Origin of the sequence: Rhizobium sp. K102, from assembly GCF_022385315.1 — a bacterium.
Lineage (GTDB): Bacteria > Pseudomonadota > Alphaproteobacteria > Rhizobiales > Rhizobiaceae > Rhizobium > Rhizobium croatiense.
Window position 1 is genome coordinate 692,877 of sequence record NZ_CP092436.1, and the last position, 23,121, is coordinate 715,997.

Sequence of the window (23,121 nt, forward strand, 5' to 3'; positions counted from 1 at the left end):
TCGCGCGCTCAGACGCGCTCGACGAAGCCGTCCAGCACCCGCTTCTGCCCCGCACGGTCGAAGTCGATCGTCAGCTTGTTGCCTTCGATTCCGGTAATGTTGCCATTGCCGAACTTCATGTGGAATACGCGATCGCCGAGGGTGAAGCGCGACGGCTCCGACGAGGTCGACTTGGCGACCAGCTCGCCATCGATCGTGCGTCCCTTCGGGCCGCTTTCGCCATAGCCGATGCGTTCGACGGCGTGGCCGGAGCGGGTGCCCCAGTTGTCGCGCGTGGCGTCGGTCCTGTTGGCCTGGGCGCGTTTCCAGCCGGGCGTGGAATAGGAGTTGGCGAAAGGTTCTGATTTGTCGAAGCGGGACTGTCCGTAGCCGCCGCGGCCGTAACCGCCGTAGCTCTGCTCCATCTCGGCGACCTCGACATGGGTTTCCGGCAGTTCGTCGAGGAAACGCGAGGGCAGGGTCGATTGCCAGAGGCCGTGAATGCGGCGGTTGGAGACGAACCAGATATGGCAGCGGCGCTTGGCGCGGGTGATGCCGACATAGGCCAGCCGCCGTTCTTCCTCCAGACCGGCGCGGCCGCTCTCATCCAGCGAGCGCTGGTGGGGGAAGAGGCCTTCCTCCCAGCCGGGCAGGAAGACGGTATCGAATTCCAGGCCCTTGGCCGAATGCAGCGTCATGATCGAGACGGCGTCGAGGTTCTCGTTGGTTTCTGCGTCCATGACGAGGGAGACGTGTTCGAGGAAACCGCGCATCGACTCGAAGCTGTCCATCGAGCGGATCAGTTCCTTCAGGTTTTCAAGGCGGCCCGGCGCTTCGGCGCTCTTGTCGTTCTTCCACATGTCGGTATAGCCGGACTCTTCGAGGATTTGCTCGGCAAGTTCGGTATGCGGTGTGTTTTCAAGCAGTTCCTGCCATCGGCGGAAAGATTGAATCACGTCGAAGAGGGCTTTGCGCGCCTTCGGCTTCAACTCGTCGGTCTCGATCATGTCGGCGGCTGCCGCCAGCATCGGGATGTCGCGGGCACGCGCATAGTCGTGCAGGGCGCGCACCGTCGTGTCGCCGAGGCCGCGCTTCGGCGTGTTGATGATGCGCTCGAAGGCGAGGTCGTCGGCCGGTTGGGCGACCAGACGGAAATAGGCCATGGCATCGCGGATTTCCAGGCGCTCGTAGAAACGCGGGCCGCCGATGACACGATAGTTGAGGCCGAGGGTGACGAAGCGGTCTTCGAACTCGCGCATCTGGAAGGAAGCGCGCACCAGGATCGCCATGTCGTTCAGCAGATGCTTGCCCCGCTGGAGCTGCTCGATCTCTTCGCCGATGGCGCGGGCTTCCTCCTCCGAATCCCAGGAAGCGTGGACCTGCACCTTGACGTCATCGGGATCGGCGCGGTCGGTGAACAGCGTCTTGCCTAGGCGGCCTTCATTATGGGCGATCAGATGGGCGGCCGCACCGAGGATATGTTCGGTCGAGCGGTAATTGCGCTCGAGCTTGATCACCTTGGCGCCGGGGAAGTCCTTCTCGAAGCGCAGGATATTGTCGACCTCGGCGCCGCGCCAGCCGTAGATCGACTGGTCGTCGTCGCCGACGCAGCAGACATTCTGCGGCTCGCCCTTGCTGCGCTGGGCCAGCAGCCTCAGCCACATATACTGGGCGGTGTTGGTGTCCTGATATTCGTCGACGAGGATATAACGGAAGCGGCCGTGATATTCCTTCAGAAGATCCGGATTCTTGCGGAAGATCGCGATCGGATGCATGAGCAGATCGCCGAAATCGCAGGCATTGAGCGTCGACAGGCGCGCCTGATAGGCGAAATAGAGATCGCGGCCACGGCCATTGGCGAAGGCGCGGGCGTCGCCTTCGGGAATATCGGCCGGGCCGAGACCCTTGTTCTTCCAGGTATCGATCATGCCGGCGAACTGCTTGGCCGGCCAGCGTTTGTCGTCGAGACCCTCGGCCTGGATCAGCTGCTTGATCAGACGGACGACGTCGTCGGTGTCGAGAATGGTGAAATCGGAGCTGAGGCCGACGAGTTCGGCATGGCGGCGCAGAAGCTTGACGCCGATCGAGTGGAAGGTGCCGAGCCAGGGCATGCCTTCGACGGCGCCGCCGACGAGCAGGGCGATGCGCTCCTTCATCTCGCGGGCGGCCTTGTTGGTGAAGGTGACGGCGAGAATCTGCGAGGGGAAGGCGCGGCCGCTATTGAGGATATGGGCGATGCGCGTGGTCAGTACCCGTGTCTTGCCGGTGCCGGCGCCGGCAAGGACGAGAACCGGACCTTCCAGGGTTTCCACGGCTTCCGTCTGTTCGGGATTAAGGCCTGCGAGGTAATCCGGTCGCTTGCCGCCGTCGCGCGCCGCCATGGCGCGGGCGGCGATCCCGCCGGCCGCAGCGGGCGCCCTTCCCAAGGGGGCGTGCCCCCGGGGTGCGGCAGGCGGCTGCGGCTTGCGCGCCATTTCGCCCGGCTCTTCGTCGAAGAAGGGAATATCGTCGAAACTATTGGTCATGGCGCGTAATGTAGTGATTCGGGAGGGAAAGACCAGAAAAGATGTTCTGCTTTCATTCCTGAACCACCGCTATTGCGGACCGATGCGGGCGGCAGGGCCGCCGCTGGGTGTGACTGCGATCGTCGTACGGCCGCGCAGCAAAAAATCCGAGCTCAGCCTGTCGGAACCGATGCCGGCGAGACGTCCTCGGGGCATCGGACAGGAGTTCCGGCAACCCTCGCCAACAGGAGGCTGTTCATGCCGAAGGTCGTTTCAAATCTCTGGTTCGCGGAGCAAGCGCGCGAAGCCGTCGAATTCTACGTATCGGTCATTCCGGATTCCAGGATCGGCCGCACCACCATATTGCCGGCGGAAACGCCGAGCGGGCCTCCGGGCAGCGTCGAACTGATCGAATTCACGCTCGGCGATCAAGCCTTCCTGGCGATGAAGGCCGGCCCGCTCGACAGCTTCAACCATTCTTTTTCGATTGCCATTCTGCTCGACAGCCAGGCCGAGATCGATCGGATCTGGGATGCGTTTCTCGCCAATGGCGGCACGCCTGAAGCCTGCGGCTGGCTGAAGGACCGCTGGGGCCTTTCCTGGCAAATCGTGCCGCGGGTGCTTTCCGAGATGGTCGCCGACAGCGATCGAGAACGGGCCAAGCGCGTCACCGAGGTGATGCTCGGCATGGTCAAGATTGATCTTGCTGCGCTGGAGAGGGCGTTCAACGGCTGAGGCCGGCGGAGGCACGATTACGAATCGGGGCGCGTGATCGCCACGCGCCATTTTCCCTGAAATTTACCGAATTTACTGGCGGCGCATCGGCATCCGCCCGATCGAGGCTGCCCTTATCGGCTGCCGATCGCTGTTTTCTCGCATTCTCGAATCACGGGCGCCATTGCACACCTTTTTGACATTCATGTCACGTCGCTAAATGTGCTGATATCGCAATAGGCCTTTTTTCAACTACAATATGAAACAGTTTCGCAGAGTAAAAAATTACCGGTGCATGCAATTTTTTGTGCATTGCTACAAACAGCCGGTGAGCGTCGAATATACCTACGAAACTATTGATTCTTAGGAACGCCGTGGCCATCTCGATGGTTATACGGCTTAGAGCCTGCGGCATAACCTTAATGGAGGTCCCATGCTGAGTGAATCCGTATTCGATGCGTTCACGCGCAGTTATGAAGCGCGCCGCGAGGCCGACATGTCGGTTTCGGAATATCTCGACCTCTGTAAGCAAGAACCGATCGCCTATGCCAATGCGACGGAGCGCCTGCTCGCTGCGATCGGCGAGCCGCAAATGGTCGACACGGCCAGGGATGCGCGCCTCGGCAGGATCTTCATGAACCGGACCATCCGGGTCTATCCAGCCTTTACCGGCTTTCACGGCATGGAAGAGACCATCGAACGCATTGTTTCCTTCTTCCGGCACGCGGCGCAGGGACTCGAGGAGCGCAAGCAAATTCTCTATCTGCTCGGCCCGGTCGGCGGCGGCAAGTCGTCGCTGGCGGAGCGGCTGAAGCAGTTGATGGAGGTTCATCCGATCTACGTGCTGAAGGCGGGCGACGAGATCAGTCCGGTGTTCGAAAGCCCGCTCAACCTCTTCGATCCTGAGACAATGGGCTCGCTCCTCCAGGAGCAGTACGGCATCCCGCTGCGGCGGCTGAACGGGCTGATGAGCCCATGGTGCCTGAAGCGGCTCGACGACTTCGGCGGCGATATTTCCCAATTCCGCGTCGTCAGGATACAACCTTCGCGGCTGCGCCAGATCGCCATTGCCAAGACCGAGCCTGGCGACGAGAACAATCAGGACATCTCGTCGCTGGTCGGCAAGGTCGACATCCGCAAGCTGGAAACCTATTCCCAGAACGATCCCGATGCTTACAGCTATTCGGGCGGGCTCAACCGCGCCAACCAGGGCATTCTCGAATTCGTCGAGATGTTCAAGGCGCCGATCAAGATGCTGCATCCGCTGCTGACGGCGACGCAGGAGGGCAACTATATCGGCTCCGAGAATATCGGCGCCATACCCTTCTCCGGCATCGTCCTTGCGCATTCGAACGAGGCGGAGTGGCAGACCTTCAAAGCCAACAAGAACAACGAGGCCTTTATCGACCGTATCTGTGTCATCAAGGTGCCCTATTGCCTGCGGGTGACGGAAGAACAGAAGATCTACGAAAAGCTGATCGAGGGATCGGAATTGGCGGATGCGCCATGCGCCCCGGCAACACTCGAAATGTTGGCTCGTTTTTCCGTGCTTTCGCGCTTGCGCAAGCATGAGAACTCGACCTTCTTCTCGAAGATGCGCACCTACGACGGCGAAAGCCTGAAGGAAAGCGATCCGCGCGCCCGCAGCGTTCAGGAATACCGGGATGCTGCCGGCATCGACGAAGGCATGGACGGGATATCGACCCGCTTCGCCTTCAAGGTGCTCGCCTCGACCTTCAATCACGACACCACGGATATCGGCGCCGACCCCGTCCATCTGATGTATGTGCTGGAACAGGCGATCCGTCGCGAGCAATTTTCCGACGATGTCGAGAAGCGCTATCTGGAATTCATCAAGGCCGATCTTGCGCCACGCTACGCAGAGTTCATTGGCAATGAGATTCAGAAGGCCTATCTTGAATCCTATGCAGACTACGGACAGAATTTGTTCGACCGCTACGTAGATTATGCCGATGCCTGGATCGAAGATGTGGACTTCAAGGATCCCGATACCGGCCAGCTTCTCGACCGCGAGCTCCTCAATCAGGAACTGACGAAAATCGAAAAGCCGGCGGGAATTGCCAATCCGAAGGATTTCCGCAACGAAATCGTCAAGTTCTCGCTGAGATCGCGGGCAGCCAACGGCGGAAAAAATCCGTCATGGACGAGCTACGAGAAGATCCGGGAAGTCATCGAGAAACGTATGTTCTCGCAGGTCGAAGATCTTTTGCCGGTCATTTCCTTCGGATCGAAGAAGGATTCGGAAACCGAAAAGAAGCACAGCGAATTCGTCTCGCGCATGGCCGCGCGGGGTTACACCGAGAGGCAGGTTCGACGCCTTGTGGAATGGTACATGCGCGTCAAACAGGCAAGTTAATGCGGAGCCATTATGCACATTGTCGACCGGCGGCTGAATCCGCGCGGTAAAAGTCTGGAAAATCGGCAGCGGTTCCTTCGACGCATGAAGGGCGCCGTGCAGCAGGCGGTGAAACGTTCTCTGCAAAACCGTAACATTCGCGATGTGCTCGACGGCGGGGAAATCAGCCTGCCGATCGACGGGATGGCCGAGCCGAACCTGCGGAGGGGCGATGGCGGCATCCGCGATCATATTCTGCCGGGAAACAGGGCCTTCGTCGAAGGTGACATTCTCCCGCGCCCGCCGGGGAGCAGGGGCGGAAAACCCAAGGATGCGGGCGAAGGTGACGGCGAGGACGGCTTCCGTTTCGTGCTGACGCGCGAGGAATTCCTCGATGTGTTCCTGGACGATCTGGAGCTGCCCGACCTCGCCAAGCGGCGTCTGGCCGAAACCGAAGAGGAAACTCCCTTCCGTGCCGGCTATTCCGTGTCGGGATCACCGTCCAACATTGCCGTCGGCCGCACGACGAAACTTGCGATGATGCGCCGCGTCGCCCTGGGGCGCCCTCGCCGCGAGGAGATCGAAGCGCTGCAGCGGCAGATCGAGGAATGCGAAGACGACGAGAGCCGTCTGGCGCTTGAGGCCAAGCTCAAATCACTGAGGGAAAAAAGCCGGCGCATTCCCTATATCGATCCGCTCGACGTTCGATATCGCCGCTTCGAAAACGAGCCGAAGCCTGTGGCGAAAGCGGTGATGTTCTGCCTGATGGACGTCTCCGGCTCCATGTCGGAGCACATGAAGGACCTGGCGAAGCGGTTCTATCTGCTGCTCTACCTTTTCCTGTCGAAACGCTACAAGAAAGTGGAAATCGTCTTCATCCGTCATACCGACAGGGCCGAAGAGGTCGACGAGGAAACTTTCTTCTACGGTCCGGCGACGGGCGGCACGCTTGTTTCCAGCGCCCTTGCGGCGATGCGGGCGATCATCGCGGCGCGTTTCGATCCGGCCGAGTGGAACATTTACGGCGCCCAGGCCTCGGACGGCGACAACGCCCATTCCGACGGCAACCTGACCGGGCAGCTTCTGCGCGAGATTTTGCCGTTGTGCCAGTATTTTGCCTATATCGAGGTGGGCGAGGAAGGCGGCGATTCTTCCGTATCCCGGTCACCGCTCTGGATGCTCTATGACGGTATCCGTTCCGAAGCGCTGCCGCTTTCGATGCGCAAGGTCTGCCGGCGAGGCGAGATATTCCCCGTTTTCCACGATCTCTTCCAAAAACGTGACGCACAGCCGAGGGTGACGCCATGACCATGACGGTGAGGCCGAAAGACCGGCTTTTGTTCGAAGGTGCCGACTGGGACTTCGCAACGCTCCAGCGCATTCACGATGCCTGCGAGGCGATTGCACTCGGCGAACTCGGCCTCGACGTCTATCCGAACCAGATCGAGGTTATCACCTCGGAGCAGATGCTGGATGCGTATTCCTCAACCGGGATGCCGCTCTTTTACCGCCATTGGTCCTTCGGAAAACACTTCGCGCATCACGAAACATTCTACCGCCGCGGGATGCGCGACCTTGCCTACGAGATCGTCATCAACAGCTCCCCCTGCATTTCCTATCTGATGGAAGAGAACACGGCGACGATGCAGACGCTCGTCACCGCCCATGCGGCCTTCGGCCATAATCACTTCTTTAAGAACAATTATCTCTTCAAGCTTTGGACCGATGCGGAGGGAATTCTCGATTACCTCGATTTCGCAAAGGGTTATATCACGCGCTGCGAAGAACGGTATGGCGAGACGGCGGTCGAACGGACGCTCGATGCAGCGCATGCGCTGATGTCGCACGGAGTGCATCGGTACGCGGGCAAGACTGCGACCGACCTTCGCCAGGAGGAGAAGCGGCAGCAGGAGCGCCGCGCCCACGAAGAGCAGATGTTCAACGACCTGTGGCGCACGGTTCCCGTCGGCAAGGCGAAAAAAGCAGGTGACATCGGCTTGGAAAAGCGCCGTGCCGCGCTCGGTCTCCCGCAAGACAATATCCTGTATTTTCTTGAGAAGTCCGCGCCGCGGCTGCAGCCGTGGCAGCGCGAAATTCTTCGCATCGTCCGCCATGTCGCGCAATACTTCCATCCGCAGCGGCAGACCAAGGTCATGAATGAGGGAACTGCTACCTTCGTCCATTACCAGATCATGAACCGGCTTCACGAGCGGGGACAGATCAGCGATGGGAACTTCCTCGAATTCCTGAAGTCGCACGCCAATGTTGTCTTCCAGCCAAGCTATGACGACCGGCGGTTTTCGGGTTTCAATCCCTATGCGCTCGGCTTCGCGATGATGCAGGATATCGAGAGGATCGTCACGAAGCCGACGGAGGAGGACCGCGCATGGTTCCCCGACATCGCCGGCCGCGGCGATGCGATGGCGGTCCTGCGCGACGTCTGGGCCAATTACCGCGATGAGAGTTTCATCAGCCAGTTCCTGAGCCCGAACCTCATCCGGCAGTTGCGCCTGTTCCATCTTTACGACGATCCGGAACAGACCGAGGGTGTACTGGTTTCGGCGATCCACAATGAGCGCGGGTACTTGCGCATCCGCCGCCAGCTCTCCCGCGAATATGATATCGGCTGGACCGATCCGGCCATCGACATCGTCGATGTCGACCTCGCCGGCGACCGCCGGCTGTTGCTGCAGCATATCGTCATGAACGGCTGCTATCTTCAGGAAAACGACACGAAGCTGGTCCTGCAGCATCTTGCCGATCTCTGGGGCTACGATGTCTTGCTCCAGGAGATCGACGGTTCCAACACGGTGGCGAGGGAGCACACGGCGAGCCCGCGCAAGATCGTTCAATAATCGCCGGCACCGGTGACATGCCTGCCTGTCGCCAGTCGGTGATCCCTTGGGATCACGACGTCACGCGGGCCTATGGCGAGCTGCGCGCCGCCTGTGAAGCCAAAGGCACGATTCTGGCGCCCTGGACATGATGATTGCCGCTCATGCCGTCGCGACCGCGGCAACCCTCGTCACGCGTGACAAAGCTTTGCTCGCATTTCTGAACCTTTAAAGGTCGATGACTGGACGGGCGAAAGCTGAACCGCGTACATCAGGAATGATGGATGATCGATCAGCAATTACCGGTGGCAACAAAGGCAAAGCCTTCGTAATCTGCTGTCGTCGCGATCCCCCGGGTCGGACAGCGCGGAGACGAAGGACTATGGGTGAAACGCGGCGCAAGCTGACGACGATCTTCTGTGCAGGACTATACGCGGCTGATGGGAGCCGACGAGGAGGGGACGCTTGCAACGCTGAAGCGTTGCCGGGAGGCGATGGGGCGGCTGATCGAAAGCCATGGCGGCCGTGTCGTCAACACCTGGGGCGATGGGCTGATCGCCGATTTCCCGAGCGTGGTCGAGGCCGTGCGTGCAGCCGTCGACACGCAGAACGAACTTGCCGGCTTCAATGCCCGCCGCCCTGACGACGGGCGCATGCTGTTCCGTATCGGCATCAATCTCGGCGATGTGATCGTCGAGGGCGACGACATCTATGGTGACGGCGTCAACATCGCCGCGCGGTTGCAGGCCTCGGCAGCGCCGGGCGGAATCGTCATATCGAGCACCGTCTACGACCAGGTTCGCAACAAGGTGGCGGTCGGTTTCGAGTTTCTCGGGCCGCTGATGGTCAAGAATGTCGAAGAAGGCGTGCCAAGCTATGCGGTGAGGATCGGCGACGGAAGCGACGAGGCGCCGTCTGCCGAGCGACCTGCCGCTGCCCGGCCATCGCCCGCACTCGCGGTCACGGAGGAGGCACGGCCGGCTCCCGGCGGACGAAGGCTGTTTGCCGTGCTCGGCGTCATCGCCGCCGTGTTGATCGGTATCAATCTTTTGTCGTGGCAGGGCGTATTCTGGGCGCGCTTTCCCGTCCTTGCGCTTACCGTCGTTGCGGCGCTGGCCTGGAACCGTGGCCAGACCCTCGTCGATCATAAGCTCGCGGCACTGGCGATCGTGGCGCTCGGCATCATCGGCATTAACCTCTTCACCTGGGAAGGACGCTTCTGGGCGGTGTGGCCGGTGTTGGGACTGGCGGCGGTGCTCGGCCTGCAGTGGTCAATGCGTCGGTAGACATTCACCGCACGGGTTTTGCCGAGCAATCTTGCCTCGAAACCGGCTTCGTCAAGACGTTTGCGAGCTTCGTTCAAGCAAAAGTGAGCGTCCGGGTTATTTCCATTCTTTGCTGATATTACAAATCGGTAATGCCGGGTGCTTATGCTTGCCGCTAAGCTGCAAACGCGCGATATTGTCGCATCAACAGGGGTTCTTGATCCCTGGGGACTTCGATCCCGCAGCGCCTCTTTTGACCGACCCTGGTCCAACCTCGAGTCCCTCCGGAGACGTGAATGGCCTTTTGGAAGCAGTTTATACTTTCGCTCATCGTCATTATTGCCGGCTTTGCCGCATGGGTTTTCTTTGTGCCGGGTGCCGGCGATATGATGCGCGATGCAGGCATTCCGGAGAGCCTCGTTTCCAAGATTGTGCCGAAGGCTGAAGAGACGGCCGATGCCGGGGCGCAAGGCCAGCGCCGTGGCCAGGGCGAGGGCCAGGGGCAGAACCGCAGCAATGGCGGCGGGCGCAACAGCGCGATTCTCGTAGCGACCGAGGCTGTCGTCCAGGGCGTCGTCAACGATCGGCTGAACGCCATCGGCACAGGTGACGCGATCCGTTCGGTCGCCGTGACGCCGCAGGCATCCGGGACTATTCGCGAGATTCTCATCAAGTCGGGCGACAGGGTGAAGGCCGGCCAGGTGCTGGCCAAGCTCGACAGCGAGGAGCAGGTGATCGCCCGCGGCCAAGCGGATGTGGCGGTTAGGGCCGCCGTCGAAAAATCCAATCTCTATCACAACATCAAGTCCAGCGTGTCGCGCATGGACGTCTTCGATTCCGAGATCGCCGAGCAGGGCGCCCGCCTGCAGCTGCAGGCGGCCGAGCTCAACCTCGCCCGGCGCAATATCATCGCGCCGATCGACGGCATCGTCGGCATCGTGCCGGTCAATATCGGCGATAACGTCACGACGACGACGCCGATCGTCACCCTCGACGACCGTTCGGAAATCCTCGTCGATTTCTGGGTGCCGGAGCGCTTCTCCAATACGGTTGCGGTCAGCCAGCCGGTCGAGGCGATGTCGGTCGCAAAGCCGGGGCAGGTGTTCTCGGGGGTGATCGAGGCCGTCGACAACCGTATCGATGCGGCGAGCCGCACGCTGCGCCTGCGCGCCCGGATCGACAACTCGTCGGACGAGCTGCGCGCCGGCATGTCCTTCAGCGTCAGCATGAAATTCCCGGGCGACAAATATCCGGCGGTCGATCCACAGTCCGTGCAGTGGGATTCGCAAGGATCCTTCGTCTGGCAAGTGGCCGACGACAAGTCGCATAAGGTGCGGGTGAGCATCGTGCAGCGCAATCCCGACTTCATTCTCGTCAAGGCCGACCTCAAGGATGGCGACAAGATCGTGACGCAGGGCCTGCAGCGGGTGCGTGAGGGCGGGGCGGTGCGTGTTTCCGCCGATGTCGCCGCCAACGGGGAGGTCGCGACCCAATGAACGTGACCGAGATTCATCAGGGCGGATCGTCGGGCAAGCAGAGCTTCACAGCGCTTTTCGTTCGCCGGCCGATTCTGGCGCTGGTGTTCAACACGCTGATGGTCGTTGCCGGCCTTGCGGCCTATGTCGGCGTCGAGGTCCGCGAGCTGCCGGATGTCGACCGTCCCGTCGTCACCGTGCGCACGACTTTCGACGGCGCGTCGCCGCAGACGATCGACCAGGAATTGACCAAGGTGATCGAGGGTGCGGTCGCCCGCGTCAGCGGCCTGAAATCGATCTCGTCCACCTCTTCCTTCGGCCAGAGCCGGGTGACGCTCGAATTTTCCGATGCGATCGATCTCGCCGTTGCCGCCAACGACGTGCGCGATGCGATCGGCCGCATCACCCAGAACCTGCCCGACGAGGCGGATGCCCCGCAGATCGTCAAGGCGGATTCGGACTCCTCGGCGATCATGCGCCTAGCCGTCACTTCCACCAACCTCAACATGGACGACCTGACGCTGCTCGTCGAGAACGAGGTGATCGATCGGCTGGCCTCCGTCGACGGCGTGGCCGATGTCGAGGAATATGGCGATCAGGAGAAGGTTTTCCGTGTCGATGTCGATCAGGGCGCGCTGGCAAGCCGCGGACTGACGATCGGCGACCTGACGAAGGCGCTCGACAATGCCGCGCTCGATGTGCCGGCCGGCTCGCTGAAGAGCACGACCCAGGATATCGTCGTGCGCGCCACCGCCAACCTGCAAACGCCGGCCGATTTTTCCAATGTCATGCTGCAGGACCGTGTCCGCCTCGGCGACGTCGCGACGGTGACGCTCGGGCCCCGCGACGGGGACACTGCGCTGCGCTCCAACGGCAAGCCCGGCATCGGCCTCGGTATCATCCGCCAGGCGCAGTCGAACACGCTGAACATCTCGACCGGCATCAAGGCCGCCGTCGAGCAATTGTCGAAGACGCTGCCCGAGGGAACGACGATCGCCATCACCAGCGACGACGCCGTCTTCATCCAGGGTGCGATCCATGAGGTGGTGCTGGCGCTGGTGCTTGCCGCCGTCATCGTCACCGCCGTCATCTATCTCTTCCTGCGCGACTGGCGGGCGACGCTTATCCCGGCGGTCAGCATGCCGGTGGCGCTGATCGGGACGCTGGCGGCGATCTACATGGTCGGTTTCTCGATCAACATCCTGACGCTGCTCGCCATCGTGCTGGCGACCGGCCTCGTCGTTGACGACGCGATCGTGGTGCTCGAGAACATCGTGCGCCGCCGCGCCGAGGGCATGGGGCCGCGGGCGGCGGCGGTGCTCGGCACGCGCGAGGTGTTCTTCGCCGTCGTCGCCACGACCGCGACGCTGGCGGCGGTGTTCATTCCGCTCTCCTTCCTGCCCGGACAGGTCGGCGGCCTGTTCCGCGAATTCGGCTTCGTGCTCGCCTTCTCGGTCGGGCTGTCATCGATCGTGGCGCTGACGCTCTGCCCGATGCTCGCCTCGCGCATGCTGACGAAGCCGATCATCGAGGATCACGGTGCGCTCGGCCGTTTCGGGGGCGCGCTCGCCCGTCTCTATAAATGGGCGCTGCATGGCTGTCTCAACGCGCCCATGGTCGTCATCCTGTTCTCGGTGATCTTTGCCGGTGCAGCGGTGATCGCCTTCTCCACAGTCAAGAGCGAGCTGACGCCCGAGGAAGACCGTTCGATGGTGATGATGCGGCTGACGACGCCGCAGGGATCAAGCCTCGAATATACGCGCGACAAGATGCAGCTCGTCGAGGAGTATCTCCAGCCACTGGTCGACAGCGGCGATATCCGCAACGTCTTCTCGATCTCCGGCCAGGGCGGCTCGCTGAACAGCGGCTTCATGGTGCTGACGCTCGCTCCCTGGGGAGAACGCCAGCGGACGCAGGCGGAGATCGTCGGCGACATCAACCAGGCGGCGGCGAGGGTGCCGGCGCTGCGCGGCAACGCCATCTCTTCCAACAGCCTGCGCATCCGCGGCGCCGGCAGCGGCGTGCAGATGGCGCTGGTCGGGAATGATCACCAGGCGCTGACTGCGGCGGCCGCGAAGCTGGTGCAGGCGCTCGAAGCCACCGGCCGATATGATACGCCGCGCCTGACCAACGAACCCAGCCAGGCGCAGGTATCGGTGGCGATCGACCGCGAGCGTGCCTCGGATCTCGGCATCGACATTACGGGGCTTTCGACGGCGATCCAGTCGCTGCTCGAAGGACGCTCGGTGGTCGACGTCTTCGTCGACGGCGAATCCTATCCTGTGCTTCTGACCTCCACGACGCGGCCGATCGACGATCCGACCGACCTCGAAAACGTGTTCCTGAAGACCGGCGACGGCAAGATCGTGCCGATGTCGGTCATCGCCACGATGAAGGAGGGCTCAGTTGCGCCGCAGCTGAACCGCGAGCAGCAGCTCGCCTCCGTCGCGATCACCGCCGGGCTCAAGAACAACATGTCGCTCGGCGATGCCGTCAAGCAGGTGACGGAGCTGGCCGAGCCGCTTCTGCCGCCGGGCGCGCGCCTGCTGCCACTTGCAGAGGCTGCAACGCTGGAAGAGAACTCGAGCGGCATGGCGCTCACCTTCGGTTTTGCCATCGTCATCATCTTCCTGGTGCTGGCGGCCCAGTTCGAAAGCGTGCTGTCGTCGCTGATCATCATGTCGACGGTGCCGCTCGGCCTTGCCTGCGCCGTCTTCGCGCTTGTCATCACCGGCTCCAGTCTCAATATCTACAGCCAGATCGGCCTGGTGCTGCTCGTCGGCGTCATGGCGAAGAACGGCATTCTGATCGTCGAATTCGCCAACCAGCTGCGCGACCGGGGCGAGGACGTGCGCGCGTCGATCGAGAAGGCCTGTGCGCTACGCCTGCGCCCTGTGATGATGACGATGATCGCCACCATACTTGGCGGCGTGCCGCTGGTCTTTGCCCATGGCGCCGGCGCGGAAGCGCGCGTAGCGCTCGGCTGGGTGATCGTCGGCGGCCTCGGCTTCGCGACGCTGGTGACGCTGTTCATCACTCCGGTCGCCTATCTGCTGCTCGCTCGTTTTGCCAATCCGCACGCCCATGAAGAAGCGCGCCTGCACGAGGAGATGGCGATCGCCACCCGGCCTCGCGCCGCACCAGACGAAGAGCAGCTGCAAGCCGCAGAATGAGGCTTGCCTCAGACCGAATCCCTCGCCGGACGGCGGGGTTTCTTATGGTATATCAAGCCTTGCCAAATAAGATAAATTTCGTCTGAAGATTAGCCGTTTGTTAAGCATAAGCGGCAATGATCGTGACCAGGAACCGACTGGTCTTCTCCGTTTCTCGAAGGCCGCAACGCGCTGGATTCAGCGACCCCGGACATGAGTGTCCGCGCGGAAGGTTCATTCCTGGTTCAGTTGCGTTCTGTTGTGTTTTTGGAGTTTAGTTCCCGTGAGTATTTATCAGCGCGTCTCCGTCGATGCGGCGCTCCATGTGCTGCGCGATATCAACCGCAATATGACGGTCACGCAGAACCACATCACGACGGGCATGCGTGTCGCGAAAGCCGCCGACAATGCGGTTTACTGGTCGATCGCCACCACCGCACGGACCGACAACAAGGCCGTTTCCGCCATTCAGGATGCGCTCGGCATGGCAGCTGCGACGATGGGCACGGCCTATACCGGCGTCCAGAACGTCATCGACGTCGTCTCCGAGATCAAGGCCAAGCTTGTTGCCGCCACCGAGGAGGGGGTCGACAAGAACAAGATCAATGAAGAGCTCAAGCAGCTGCAAGCGCAGCTTCGCAGCGTCGCGGAATCGGCAACCTTCAACAGTGACAACTGGGTGATCCTCACCAACGATGCAACGCCGACGCAGCCGCGCCAGATCCCGGCCTCGTTCATCCGCAATGCCGACGGCACGGTCTCCATCGGCATGCTGAGCTACCATATCGACAACACGCCGGTCGGGGCGACGACGTCGAAGGACGCGCGCTACCTGATCGACGACCGGGCCACCGGCTCAGGCGAATACGGCGTGCTGACCTCGACCTATTTTGCCACCGAGCTCGGGGCCGCGCAGAACTACGTGCTGATGACCAGCAAGAACGGCACCACCGCCGGCCAGGTCGTCATTTCGCTGTCGTCAACCACGACGAAAGGGCAGATCGGCCAGATGATCAGCGTCGTCGATGCCGCGATGACGCAGCTGACGACGGTCGGCTCGGCCTTCGGTGCGCTGGAAAAACGCATCGAGCTGCAGAACGATTTCGCCGCCAAGCTGCACGACAACATCACCGCCGGCATCGGCCGGCTGGTCGATGCCGACATGGAGGAGGAGTCCAGCCGGTTGAGGGCACTGCAGACACAGCAGCAGCTCGGCCTGCAATCGCTGAACATCGCCAATGCGACTTATGATACGGTCAGGCAGCTGTTCCAGAATTTCTAAAGGTGCGACTGGAAAACGAAGCGGCGCTGCGCTGCCTATCCGACTATTGATCGCCCAGGATACCAGCGGTCGATTGGAGGGCGTGCCAACCCGCCCTCCCTCATTCCTGTGCTCGTCACAGGAATCCAGTGCGCCCAAGTCCTTGGGCGCAAGAGACTTTTTCGTCCGTCGTATTGAGTTATTCACCGCGCCGACGCGCGGTGGCTGGATTCCTGTGACGAGCACAGGAATGAGGGAGAAGAAGGGGCGTCCCAACGATGCCTGGGGAGAGGTCAGTCGGTCACGGCAACCGCAATCAAAAAGGGACCGGCAGGTCTGGCGAAGCTAGCCAGGAGCGCTCCTTACCAAAAACTGGTGATATCAGCGCATTCAAGCAACATGGCTGCTGTTTCGGCGCCTGAAATTCCCCTATCAAGGGAACATCTTCATTTTCTTGCCGTAATCCTTGCCATTTGCTCGCATCAGCTTTGAACGGAGACTGTCCTGTCCATGATCAAGAAATTCATACTTCTGGCTGTCGCAGCAAGCTATCTCAGCGCCTGCACGACGACCGATCCCTATACCGGTGAACAGAAGGTTTCCAATACGGCGGGCGGCGCGGCGCTCGGCGCGCTTGGCGGCGCTCTCGTCGGTGTCGCCGTCGGCGGCGGCGGGCACGGCAAGCGCAATGCGGCGCTGATCGGCGCCGGCATCGGCGCTCTCGCCGGCGGTGCGATCGGCAACTATATGGACCAGCAGGAAGCAGAGCTTCGCGCCCAGCTCGAAGGCACCGGCATTTCGGTGACCCGCAACGGCGACAACATCATTCTCAACATGCCCTCGAACATCACGTTCGACGTCGACCAGGATGCGGTGAAGCCGGGCTTCTATCCGACGCTGAATTCGGTCGCGATCGTGCTGCGCAAATTCAATCGCACGCTGATCGACGTGAACGGCCATACGGATTCGACCGGCAGCCTGCAGCACAATCAGGATCTGTCGCAGCGCCGTGCGCTTTCAGTTGCCGATTATCTCGGCGGCCAGGGTATCGACCAGCGCCGCGTCTCCGCCGTCGGCTTCGGCCCGTCCCAGCCGGTCGCCTCCAACGCAAGCGAGGCGGGCCGCGCCCAGAACCGCCGCGTCGAAATCCAGATCGCGCCGATCACCCAGGGCTGAGCCTGTTTCGATAGAGTATACGAAAGGCCGGGTCGCTCCCGGCCTCTTTCTGTTAAAGCGTCAACGTGCTTCGTATCTTGTGCCGGGCCTGCTGACATGTGTTCAATGCTGCATCGTCGCGCCCTTGGTGACCTTGTCGACGATCTTCTTGTCGGCGCGCAACGCGATGCCGACGACCTTGGCGTCGTCGGGCGCATATTCGGAAAAGACGGCGCGATTGGCGGCGTCATGACCGGTCGCGAACATCTCCTCGATAAAGAGCGAGGCGGTGACATCCCGCTCCAGCGCGCGGCGGTGGATTGCCGACATCGTCGCCTCGTCGGCGGAAAGCACGATGATCGGCTGGATCGACAGGGGGTTGTAGATGTTGCCGGCACGGTCGCGGTAGGGTTCGCCGATAATCTCGGGATGCCCGCCGGCGACGCCGGTCATCAGGAAGGCGGTGACATTCAGCTTCTGCCAGGCGGCAAGATTGTTTCGCAGGACGACGGCGATTTTGGTATCAAACATCAGACAGTCTTTCACCTCTGCATGGAATAGGAGTATCGAGGGCATTGAGCCAGGATCTACATCCGCAGGTCTTCGAAGGTCTTGAACGTTTGTGCACCGGGCCATCCGGCAACGGCATTCTGACCGCGCCCGCCTTTCCCGGCATCGAGCGCATCGGCGCGAAATTCTCCGGCAATGCCTTCGAGCCGCACCGGCACGACACCTACGCGCTCGGCGTCACCATGAAAGGCGTGCAGACCTTTCGCTATCGCGGCGAACGGCGCTTCAGCCTGCCGGGACAGGTGATCGTGCTGCACCCTGACGAGGAACATGACGGCGGGGCAGGAACGGAGGACGGGCTGCAATACCGCATGCTTTATTTGGAGCCGGCGCTGCTGCTCGAATGCCTGGAGGCGGAAGGCCTTGGGCTGCCGTTCGTCGATGAGCCGGTCATCGGCGATCCGGCGCTGGCCGGCGTGCTGCTTGCCGCCCTCGGCGAACTCGACCGCGAACTGGATGAGCTCTTCGTCGACGATTTCGTGTCGCGGGTGACGGGCGGCTTGTCACGGCACGCGCGGTTGCCGCGCCGGCCGCTCGGGGCGATCGCCTGGCGGCAGACACGGGCAGCGCGCGATTATCTTGAAGCGCATGCCACGCGGCCGGTGCATTCCGGCGAACTGGAAGCGGTCACCGGGCTCGATCGTTTCGCGCTGTCGCGGCATTTCCGGGCGGCCTTCGCCACGAGCCCGCATCGCTACCTCCTGATGCGGCGGCTGCAGCGGGCCCGGGCGATGATCGGCGCGGGTGAGGGCATTTCGGATACGGCGGCGGCGACCGGCTTTGCCGACCAGAGCCATCTCAACCGCCACTTCAAGAAGGCCTACGGCATGACGCCCGGGCAGTGGGCGGCGCTGGCGCGCAATCCCGGCAGCTAGGCACGGGTTTATGCGTTGAGGGCGCTTCAAACGGGATTTTCCGCAAGACCGGAGCGGCGCGCAATGAAGCGGGCGAGCATCGGGCCGATCAGCAGGATGACAAGGAAGCGGCCGGTTTGCATCGCCATCACGAAGGGCACGTCGACATTGCTGGAGGCGGCGATGATGGCGACGGAATCGGCGCCGCCGGGGCTGGTGGCGAGATAGGCCGTCAGCGGATCGATGCCGGCGAAGACGTGAAGGGCGGCCGCCATACAGCCGCAAAGCGCCATCAGCAGCACGATGCAGGCCGACACTCGCGGCAGGGCGCGCGCCACGTGCTCAAGGATCGAACGGGTGAAGCGCAGGCCAATGCTCCAGCCGACGAGCGCATAGGCGATGGCGAGCAGCCACATTGGCAGCTCGATCTTCATCAGGCCGATGCCCTGCAGGAAGGCGCCGAGAAAGAGCGGCACGATGATCATCCCGCCCTGGATGCGCAGGCGCCTGACGGTATAGGCACAGAGGGCGGCAAAGGCCATCGTCGCTGCAAAAGCAGGCCAGTCGACTTCGGGAAAGAGGATGAGCGGCGGCGGCTCGGCGCCGTCGGCGGCCACCCACAGGCGTGAAATCACCGAGGCGCCGACGGCGACGAAGACCACTCGCAGATACTGCATGAAGGCGACGAGCCGGGCATCGGCGCCATAGGCTTCCGACATGATGACCATCGCCGAGGCGCCGCCCGGCGAGGAGCCCCAGACGGCGGTCGTTCCGGGCAGCACCTGCCAGCGCGTCAGGAGCCAGCCGAGGCCGGTGGCAATAGCAATGACGGAGAAGATGAACAGCAGGAAGAGCGGCGCATCCTTCGCCATGGTGCCGAGAATATCAGGGGTGATGGTGCGCGCCATCATCAGGCCGACAAGCACCTGGCCGAGTTGCAGCGGCCAGAGCGGGACGCGAAGCTTTCCCTTGCCGACGGTCAGCGCCAGCGCGATGGCGGCGACCATCGGCCCGATCAGCAGCGAAGCGGGCAAGGCAAAGAGTTCGAGGAAGACGGTGAAGGCGGTCGAGAGCGCCAGCAGCAGCGCCCATTTCGGCAGGCCGGCATCGCGCAGCAGGCGGCTGAATGGCATGTGTCCCGTATCTTTCCTAGCCGGCGCCAAGCCCTGAGGCTGAAGGTGGGAGGAAGCTCCGGCGTGACGAAGAGAGGCCGGCAGCAACGGCCGGCTGGCGCAGGCCCGGTATAGAGGCGTGCTCCGGACGCGGTCAATCGCGAAATCTGGCTTCTCGGTGCTTTGGGATGCGAGTTTGATTCAAGTGGCCGGCTTAAGCCGCTGTTTTCATAAGGCACCTTGTTCGATGCCTCAGAGCCGCACATGGCTGGCGAGAAAATCGAGCAAGGCGCGTACCCGCGCCGGCAGTGGGCCGCCCTGGCCGATATAGAGGGCGTAGAACTCCTCGAGATCGCCGGGATTCGCCTCTTCGAGCACCGGCACCAGGCGACCGGCCTCGATATCGGCACGCACGGTGAAGGCGGCCAGTCGGGCAAGGCCGGCGCCCGACAGAGCGAGATGCCGCATGGCTTCGCCGTCTGCGACCTGAATGCCCGGAGTGATCGGGATCGTCACCGTCTCGCCGCTCTCCCGGATCGGCCAGCCCTCGATGGCGCGGGCATAGGAAAAGCCGATGCGGCAATGGCGACGGAGATCGGCCACCGTGCGCGGTTCGCCGTGACGCCTGAGGTAACCGGGCGAGGCGACGATGATCTTGCCGGTGGCGCCGAGCTTGCGGGCGATCAGGCTGGAACTCTTCAAGGGTCCGGCGCGGACCGCGACGTCGGCGCGCTCCTCCATCAGGTCGATCACCTTGTCGGTATGGGCAATTTCCAGCGTCACAGCGGGATGAAGCGCCATGAAGGCGGGCACGAGCGGCGCCAGCACATGATTGCCGAAGGAGCCGCTGGTGTTGATGCGGATGCGGCCTGCCGCTTCCTCGCCTGATGAAGCCTGGCGTTCGGCCTCGGCGATATCGGCAAGGATGGCGATGCTGCGCTCGTAGAAGGCGCAGCCCTCCGGTGTCAGCTGCAGTCTGCGGGTGGAGCGATTGACGAGGCGAACGCCGAGGCGCGCCTCTAACCGAGCGACGAGCTTGCTGACGGCGGACGGCGTCATGCGCCGCACCGTGGCGGCCGCGGAAAAGCCACCGCGCTCGACGACGCTGACGAAAACTTCCATCTCGCCGGAGCGGTTGATGTCCTGGCGGCCCATGATGAATTCAAATCACAAATGCTTTGCTGATAGGCAATCTATATCACCGCAGGGGTCGAGTCTATCTCAGGAGAAATACAGGAGACAGAGCCATGGAATATAGAAATCTCGGCGCATCCGGCCTCAGGGTACCGGTCTTGAGCTTCGGCGCCGGCACTTTCGGCGGCAGCGGGCCGCTATTTGGCGCATGGGGCAACACCGATGCCGAGGAGGCGCGACGGCTCGTCGACATCTGTCTCGAAGCCGGCGTCAATCTTTTCGACACGGCGGATGTCTATTCGGCCGGCGCCTCCGAGGAAGTGCTCGGCCAGGCGATCCGCGGCCGGCGCGATGCCGTGCTGATCTCGACGAAGACGGCGTTGCCGACCGGCGAGGGGCCACAGGACTGGGGAGCGTCGCGGGCGCGGCTGATCCGCGCGACCGAGGAGGCGCTGCGGCGGCTTGGAACTGACTATATCGACCTTCTGCAGCTTCACGCTTTCGACGCCTCGACGCCGGTCGAGGAGGTGCTGTCGACGCTCGACGGGCTCGTCGCCTCCGGTAAGATCCGCTATATCGGCGTTTCCAATTTTGCCGGCTGGGAACTGATGAAGTCGCTGGCGACCGCCGAGCGCCACGGCCATCCGCGTTATGTCGCCCATCAGGTCTATTATTCGCTGGCGGGGCGGGATTACGAATGGGAGCTGATGCCCCTCGGCGCCGACCAGGGCGTTGGCGCTCTCGTCTGGAGCCCGCTCGCCTGGGGGCGGCTGACCGGCAAGATCCGCCGCGGTGAGCCGCTGCCCGCGGCAAGCCGCCTGCACGAGACGGCGCAATACGGCCCGCCTGTTGACGAGGAGAGGCTCTACGACATCGTCGAGGTGCTGGACGCCGTCGCAACGGAGACCGGCAGGACGGTGCCGCAGATCGCCATCAACTGGCTGCTCGGCCGACCGACGGTGTCGAGCGTCATCATCGGCGCCCGCAACGAAGAGCAACTCAGGCAGAACCTCGGTACCGTCGGCTGGAGCCTGTCGAAGGAGCAGATCGAAAGGCTCGACGCAGTCAGCGCCACGACGGCGCCCTATCCCTATTTCCCATATCGACGGCAGGAGGGCTTCGCCCGGCTCAATCCGCCGATCGTCTGAGGTGTCGGACAAAGCGGACCGTCCTATGACAAAAGGGGAATGAAATCTTCTCCCATTCTTAACTGGACAGCCGCTTTGACTTGCCGCATACCCTGCCTGGGTCCCACGAAACACGACGTGGTTTCTTGGAATGGCAGGGAGATCAAAGGGATGGCGCTGAAGGACGCAAAGGCCGGCACACGCAACGAGGCGGGCATTGCCGCTGTGCTCGGCATTCTCAAGCAGAGCTTCGGCGAGCGCTTCCAGACCGGCCAATCCTTCCGTGAGCAGCATGCCCATACGACCACCTATATTCCGTCGCAGCTGCCAGACGGCGTCCTCTTTGCCGAGAGCGCCGAGGATGTGAAGATGGCGGTCAGGGTCTGCGCGACCCACAAGGTGCCGGTGATCGGCTTCGGCACCGGCTCCTCGCTGGAGGGACAGGTCAATGCCGCCAATGGCGGTATTTCGATCGATTTCAGCCGCATGAACCGCGTGCTCGAGGTCAATCCCGAGGATCTCGACTGCACGGTCGAGCCGGGGATCACCCGCGAGGCACTGAATATCCACCTGCGCGATACCGGCCTGTTCTTCCCGATCGATCCCGGTGCCAATGCTTCGATCGGCGGCATGGCGTCGACACGGGCGTCGGGCACCAATGCCGTGCGCTACGGAACGATGAAGGACAATGTGCTCGCCGTCACGGCGGTCACCGCCAATGGCGAGGAAATCCGTACCGCCCGGCGTGCCCGCAAGTCCTCGGCCGGCTACGACCTGACGCGGCTCTTTGTCGGCGCCGAAGGCACACTCGGAATATTGACATCGGTGACGCTGCGCCTGCAGGCGATCCCGCAGAAAATCGCCGGCGGCGTCTGCGCCTTCCCGAGCATCAAGGCGGCCTGCGATGCCGTCATCATGACGATCCAGATGGGCATTCCGGTGGCGCGCATCGAGTTGCTCGATGCTGTGCAGATGCGGGCGTGCAATGCCTATTCCGGGCTTTCCTATGCCGAAAGCCCGACGCTGTTCCTCGAATTCCACGGCACCGACGAAACCGTGCCGCTGCAATCGGCAGCCTTTGCCGAGATTGCCGCTGAATGCGGTGGGGGCGAATTCCTCTGGACCGCCAATGCCGAGGAGCGGACCAAACTTTGGAAGGCGCGCCACGATGCCTATTGGTCGGCCAGGGCGCTGGCTCCAGGGCTTGCCGCACTTTCGACCGATGTTTGTGTTCCGATATCGCGGCTTGCCGATTGTGTTTCGCAAACGCAGGCGGATATCGAGGAACACGGGCTGCTCGGCCCGATCGTCGGCCATGCCGGCGACGGGAACTTCCACGTGCTGCTGCTGTTCGATGACAAAAGCGCCGACGACATTGCCATGGCCGAGAGCTTCGTGCAGCGGCTCAACCGGCGGGCGCTCGACATGGACGGGACATGCACCGGCGAACATGGAATCGGGCAGGGAAAGATGGCCTTTCTGGAGCAGGAGCTGGGAGGGACGGTGGATCTGATGCGACAGGTGAAGCAGGCGCTCGATCCGGACGGCATCTTCAATCCCGGCAAGATTTTCCATCACGGCTGAAAACGGAATATTCTCATGAACTTGGGCCTTGCCCCCTGCATGAAT

At 62.3% G+C, this 23,121-nt stretch carries 15 protein-coding genes and 2 pseudogenes; 13 read left to right on the top strand and 4 right to left on the bottom strand.

Features of this window, described 5'->3' with window-relative positions; genetic code table 11:
• Positions 1-8: 8 nt before the first annotated feature.
• A complete protein-coding gene (locus MHI61_RS09290; RefSeq protein ID WP_239791768.1) occupies positions 9-2,504 on the bottom strand; it encodes a UvrD-helicase domain-containing protein in 2,496 nt (831 codons plus the stop codon).
• Positions 2,505-2,741: 237 nt separating this feature from the next.
• On the opposite strand from MHI61_RS09290, the gene MHI61_RS09295 reads away from it, so the two are divergent.
• The 10 genes and pseudogenes from MHI61_RS09295 to MHI61_RS09340 all read left to right on the top strand — a co-directional run bounded on the left by MHI61_RS09295 (position 2,742) and on the right by MHI61_RS09340 (position 16,716).
• Complete coding sequence (locus tag MHI61_RS09295; protein WP_097604955.1) at positions 2,742-3,218, top strand: VOC family protein; 477 nt, start codon at positions 2,742-2,744, stop codon at positions 3,216-3,218.
• 412 nt (positions 3,219-3,630) lie between these two features.
• A complete protein-coding gene (locus MHI61_RS09300) occupies positions 3,631-5,574 on the top strand; it encodes a PrkA family serine protein kinase (RefSeq protein WP_097604958.1) in 1,944 nt (647 codons plus the stop codon).
• Positions 5,575-5,586: 12 nt separating this feature from the next.
• A complete protein-coding gene (locus MHI61_RS09305; protein WP_239791769.1) occupies positions 5,587-6,861 on the top strand; it encodes a YeaH/YhbH family protein in 1,275 nt (424 codons plus the stop codon).
• Positions 6,858-8,408: a SpoVR family protein gene (locus MHI61_RS09310; RefSeq protein WP_097604963.1), complete on the top strand. Its 1,551-nt coding sequence runs from the start codon at positions 6,858-6,860 to the stop codon at positions 8,406-8,408. Before MHI61_RS09305 ends, MHI61_RS09310 begins: the two co-directional genes overlap by 4 nt.
• A 38-nt stretch (positions 8,409-8,446) precedes the next feature.
• Positions 8,447-8,648 (top strand): annotated as a pseudogene (locus tag MHI61_RS09315) (PIN domain-containing protein); the annotation flags it as partial.
• A gap of 121 nt (positions 8,649-8,769) precedes the next feature.
• Positions 8,770-9,673 (top strand): annotated as a pseudogene (locus MHI61_RS09320) (adenylate/guanylate cyclase domain-containing protein).
• A gap of 275 nt (positions 9,674-9,948) precedes the next feature.
• Positions 9,949-11,148, top strand: coding sequence for an efflux RND transporter periplasmic adaptor subunit (locus MHI61_RS09325; protein WP_239791770.1), 1,200 nt, complete (start codon positions 9,949-9,951; stop codon positions 11,146-11,148).
• The gene (locus tag MHI61_RS09330) at positions 11,145-14,300 is read left to right on the top strand and encodes an efflux RND transporter permease subunit (RefSeq protein ID WP_239791771.1); all 3,156 of its coding nucleotides are present in this window, start codon (positions 11,145-11,147) and stop codon (positions 14,298-14,300) included. The genes MHI61_RS09325 and MHI61_RS09330 overlap by 4 nt, the downstream gene beginning before the upstream one ends.
• 262 nt (positions 14,301-14,562) lie before the next feature.
• Positions 14,563-15,561, top strand: coding sequence for a flagellin (locus tag MHI61_RS09335; protein WP_239791772.1), 999 nt, complete (start codon positions 14,563-14,565; stop codon positions 15,559-15,561).
• Between the two features lie 489 nt (positions 15,562-16,050).
• Entirely contained in the window at positions 16,051-16,716 is a 666-nt protein-coding gene (locus MHI61_RS09340) for an OmpA family protein (RefSeq protein WP_004673336.1), read from the top strand.
• Positions 16,717-16,818: 102 nt separating this feature from the next.
• Here MHI61_RS09340 and MHI61_RS09345 read toward each other — a convergent pair whose 3' ends face one another.
• Positions 16,819-17,226 carry a DUF2000 family protein gene (locus MHI61_RS09345; RefSeq protein WP_239791773.1) on the bottom strand — a complete coding sequence of 136 codons (408 nt, stop codon included), beginning with the start codon at positions 17,224-17,226 and terminating at the stop codon, positions 16,819-16,821.
• Between the two features lie 44 nt (positions 17,227-17,270).
• Between MHI61_RS09345 and MHI61_RS09350 the strand changes: the two genes are divergently transcribed.
• Positions 17,271-18,140, top strand: a complete 870-nt coding sequence (locus MHI61_RS09350) for an AraC family transcriptional regulator (protein WP_239791774.1) — start codon at positions 17,271-17,273, stop codon at positions 18,138-18,140.
• A gap of 26 nt (positions 18,141-18,166) precedes the next feature.
• On the opposite strand, the gene MHI61_RS09355 is transcribed toward MHI61_RS09350, so the two are convergent.
• Positions 18,167-19,252, bottom strand: a complete 1,086-nt coding sequence (locus tag MHI61_RS09355) for an AbrB family transcriptional regulator (RefSeq protein ID WP_239791775.1) — start codon at positions 19,250-19,252, stop codon at positions 18,167-18,169.
• Positions 19,253-19,483: 231 nt separating this feature from the next.
• Positions 19,484-20,386, bottom strand: coding sequence for a LysR family transcriptional regulator (locus MHI61_RS09360; RefSeq protein WP_239791776.1), 903 nt, complete (start codon positions 20,384-20,386; stop codon positions 19,484-19,486).
• Positions 20,387-20,478: 92 nt separating this feature from the next.
• Here MHI61_RS09360 and MHI61_RS09365 point away from each other — a divergent pair, with 92 nt between their 5' ends.
• The gene (locus MHI61_RS09365; protein WP_239791777.1) at positions 20,479-21,513 is read left to right on the top strand and encodes an aldo/keto reductase; all 1,035 of its coding nucleotides are present in this window, start codon (positions 20,479-20,481) and stop codon (positions 21,511-21,513) included.
• Between the two features lie 150 nt (positions 21,514-21,663).
• On the top strand, positions 21,664-23,076 hold the full coding sequence (locus MHI61_RS09370; protein WP_239791778.1) for an FAD-linked oxidase C-terminal domain-containing protein: 1,413 nt from the start codon (positions 21,664-21,666) through the stop codon (positions 23,074-23,076).
• The last annotated feature ends 45 nt before the right edge of the window (positions 23,077-23,121 follow it).

Bases quoted from the DNA above. Each gene is read 5' to 3' on its own strand.
- MHI61_RS09290 (WP_239791768.1), bottom strand. From the start codon at position 2,504: ATGACCAATAGTTTCGACGATATTCCCTTCTTCGACGAAGAGCCGGGC.
- MHI61_RS09295 (WP_097604955.1), top strand. From the start codon at position 2,742: ATGCCGAAGGTCGTTTCAAATCTCTGGTTCGCGGAGCAAGCGCGCGAA.
- MHI61_RS09300 (WP_097604958.1), top strand. From the start codon at position 3,631: ATGCTGAGTGAATCCGTATTCGATGCGTTCACGCGCAGTTATGAAGCG.
- MHI61_RS09305 (WP_239791769.1), top strand. From the start codon at position 5,587: ATGCACATTGTCGACCGGCGGCTGAATCCGCGCGGTAAAAGTCTGGAA.
- MHI61_RS09310 (WP_097604963.1), top strand. From the start codon at position 6,858: ATGACCATGACGGTGAGGCCGAAAGACCGGCTTTTGTTCGAAGGTGCC.
- MHI61_RS09325 (WP_239791770.1), top strand. From the start codon at position 9,949: ATGGCCTTTTGGAAGCAGTTTATACTTTCGCTCATCGTCATTATTGCC.
- MHI61_RS09330 (WP_239791771.1), top strand. From the start codon at position 11,145: ATGAACGTGACCGAGATTCATCAGGGCGGATCGTCGGGCAAGCAGAGC.
- MHI61_RS09340 (WP_004673336.1), top strand. From the start codon at position 16,051: ATGATCAAGAAATTCATACTTCTGGCTGTCGCAGCAAGCTATCTCAGC.
- MHI61_RS09345 (WP_239791773.1), bottom strand. From the start codon at position 17,226: ATGTTTGATACCAAAATCGCCGTCGTCCTGCGAAACAATCTTGCCGCC.
- MHI61_RS09355 (WP_239791775.1), bottom strand. From the start codon at position 19,252: ATGCCATTCAGCCGCCTGCTGCGCGATGCCGGCCTGCCGAAATGGGCG.
- MHI61_RS09360 (WP_239791776.1), bottom strand. From the start codon at position 20,386: ATGGGCCGCCAGGACATCAACCGCTCCGGCGAGATGGAAGTTTTCGTC.
- MHI61_RS09365 (WP_239791777.1), top strand. From the start codon at position 20,479: ATGGAATATAGAAATCTCGGCGCATCCGGCCTCAGGGTACCGGTCTTG.
- MHI61_RS09370 (WP_239791778.1), top strand. From the start codon at position 21,664: ATGGCGCTGAAGGACGCAAAGGCCGGCACACGCAACGAGGCGGGCATT.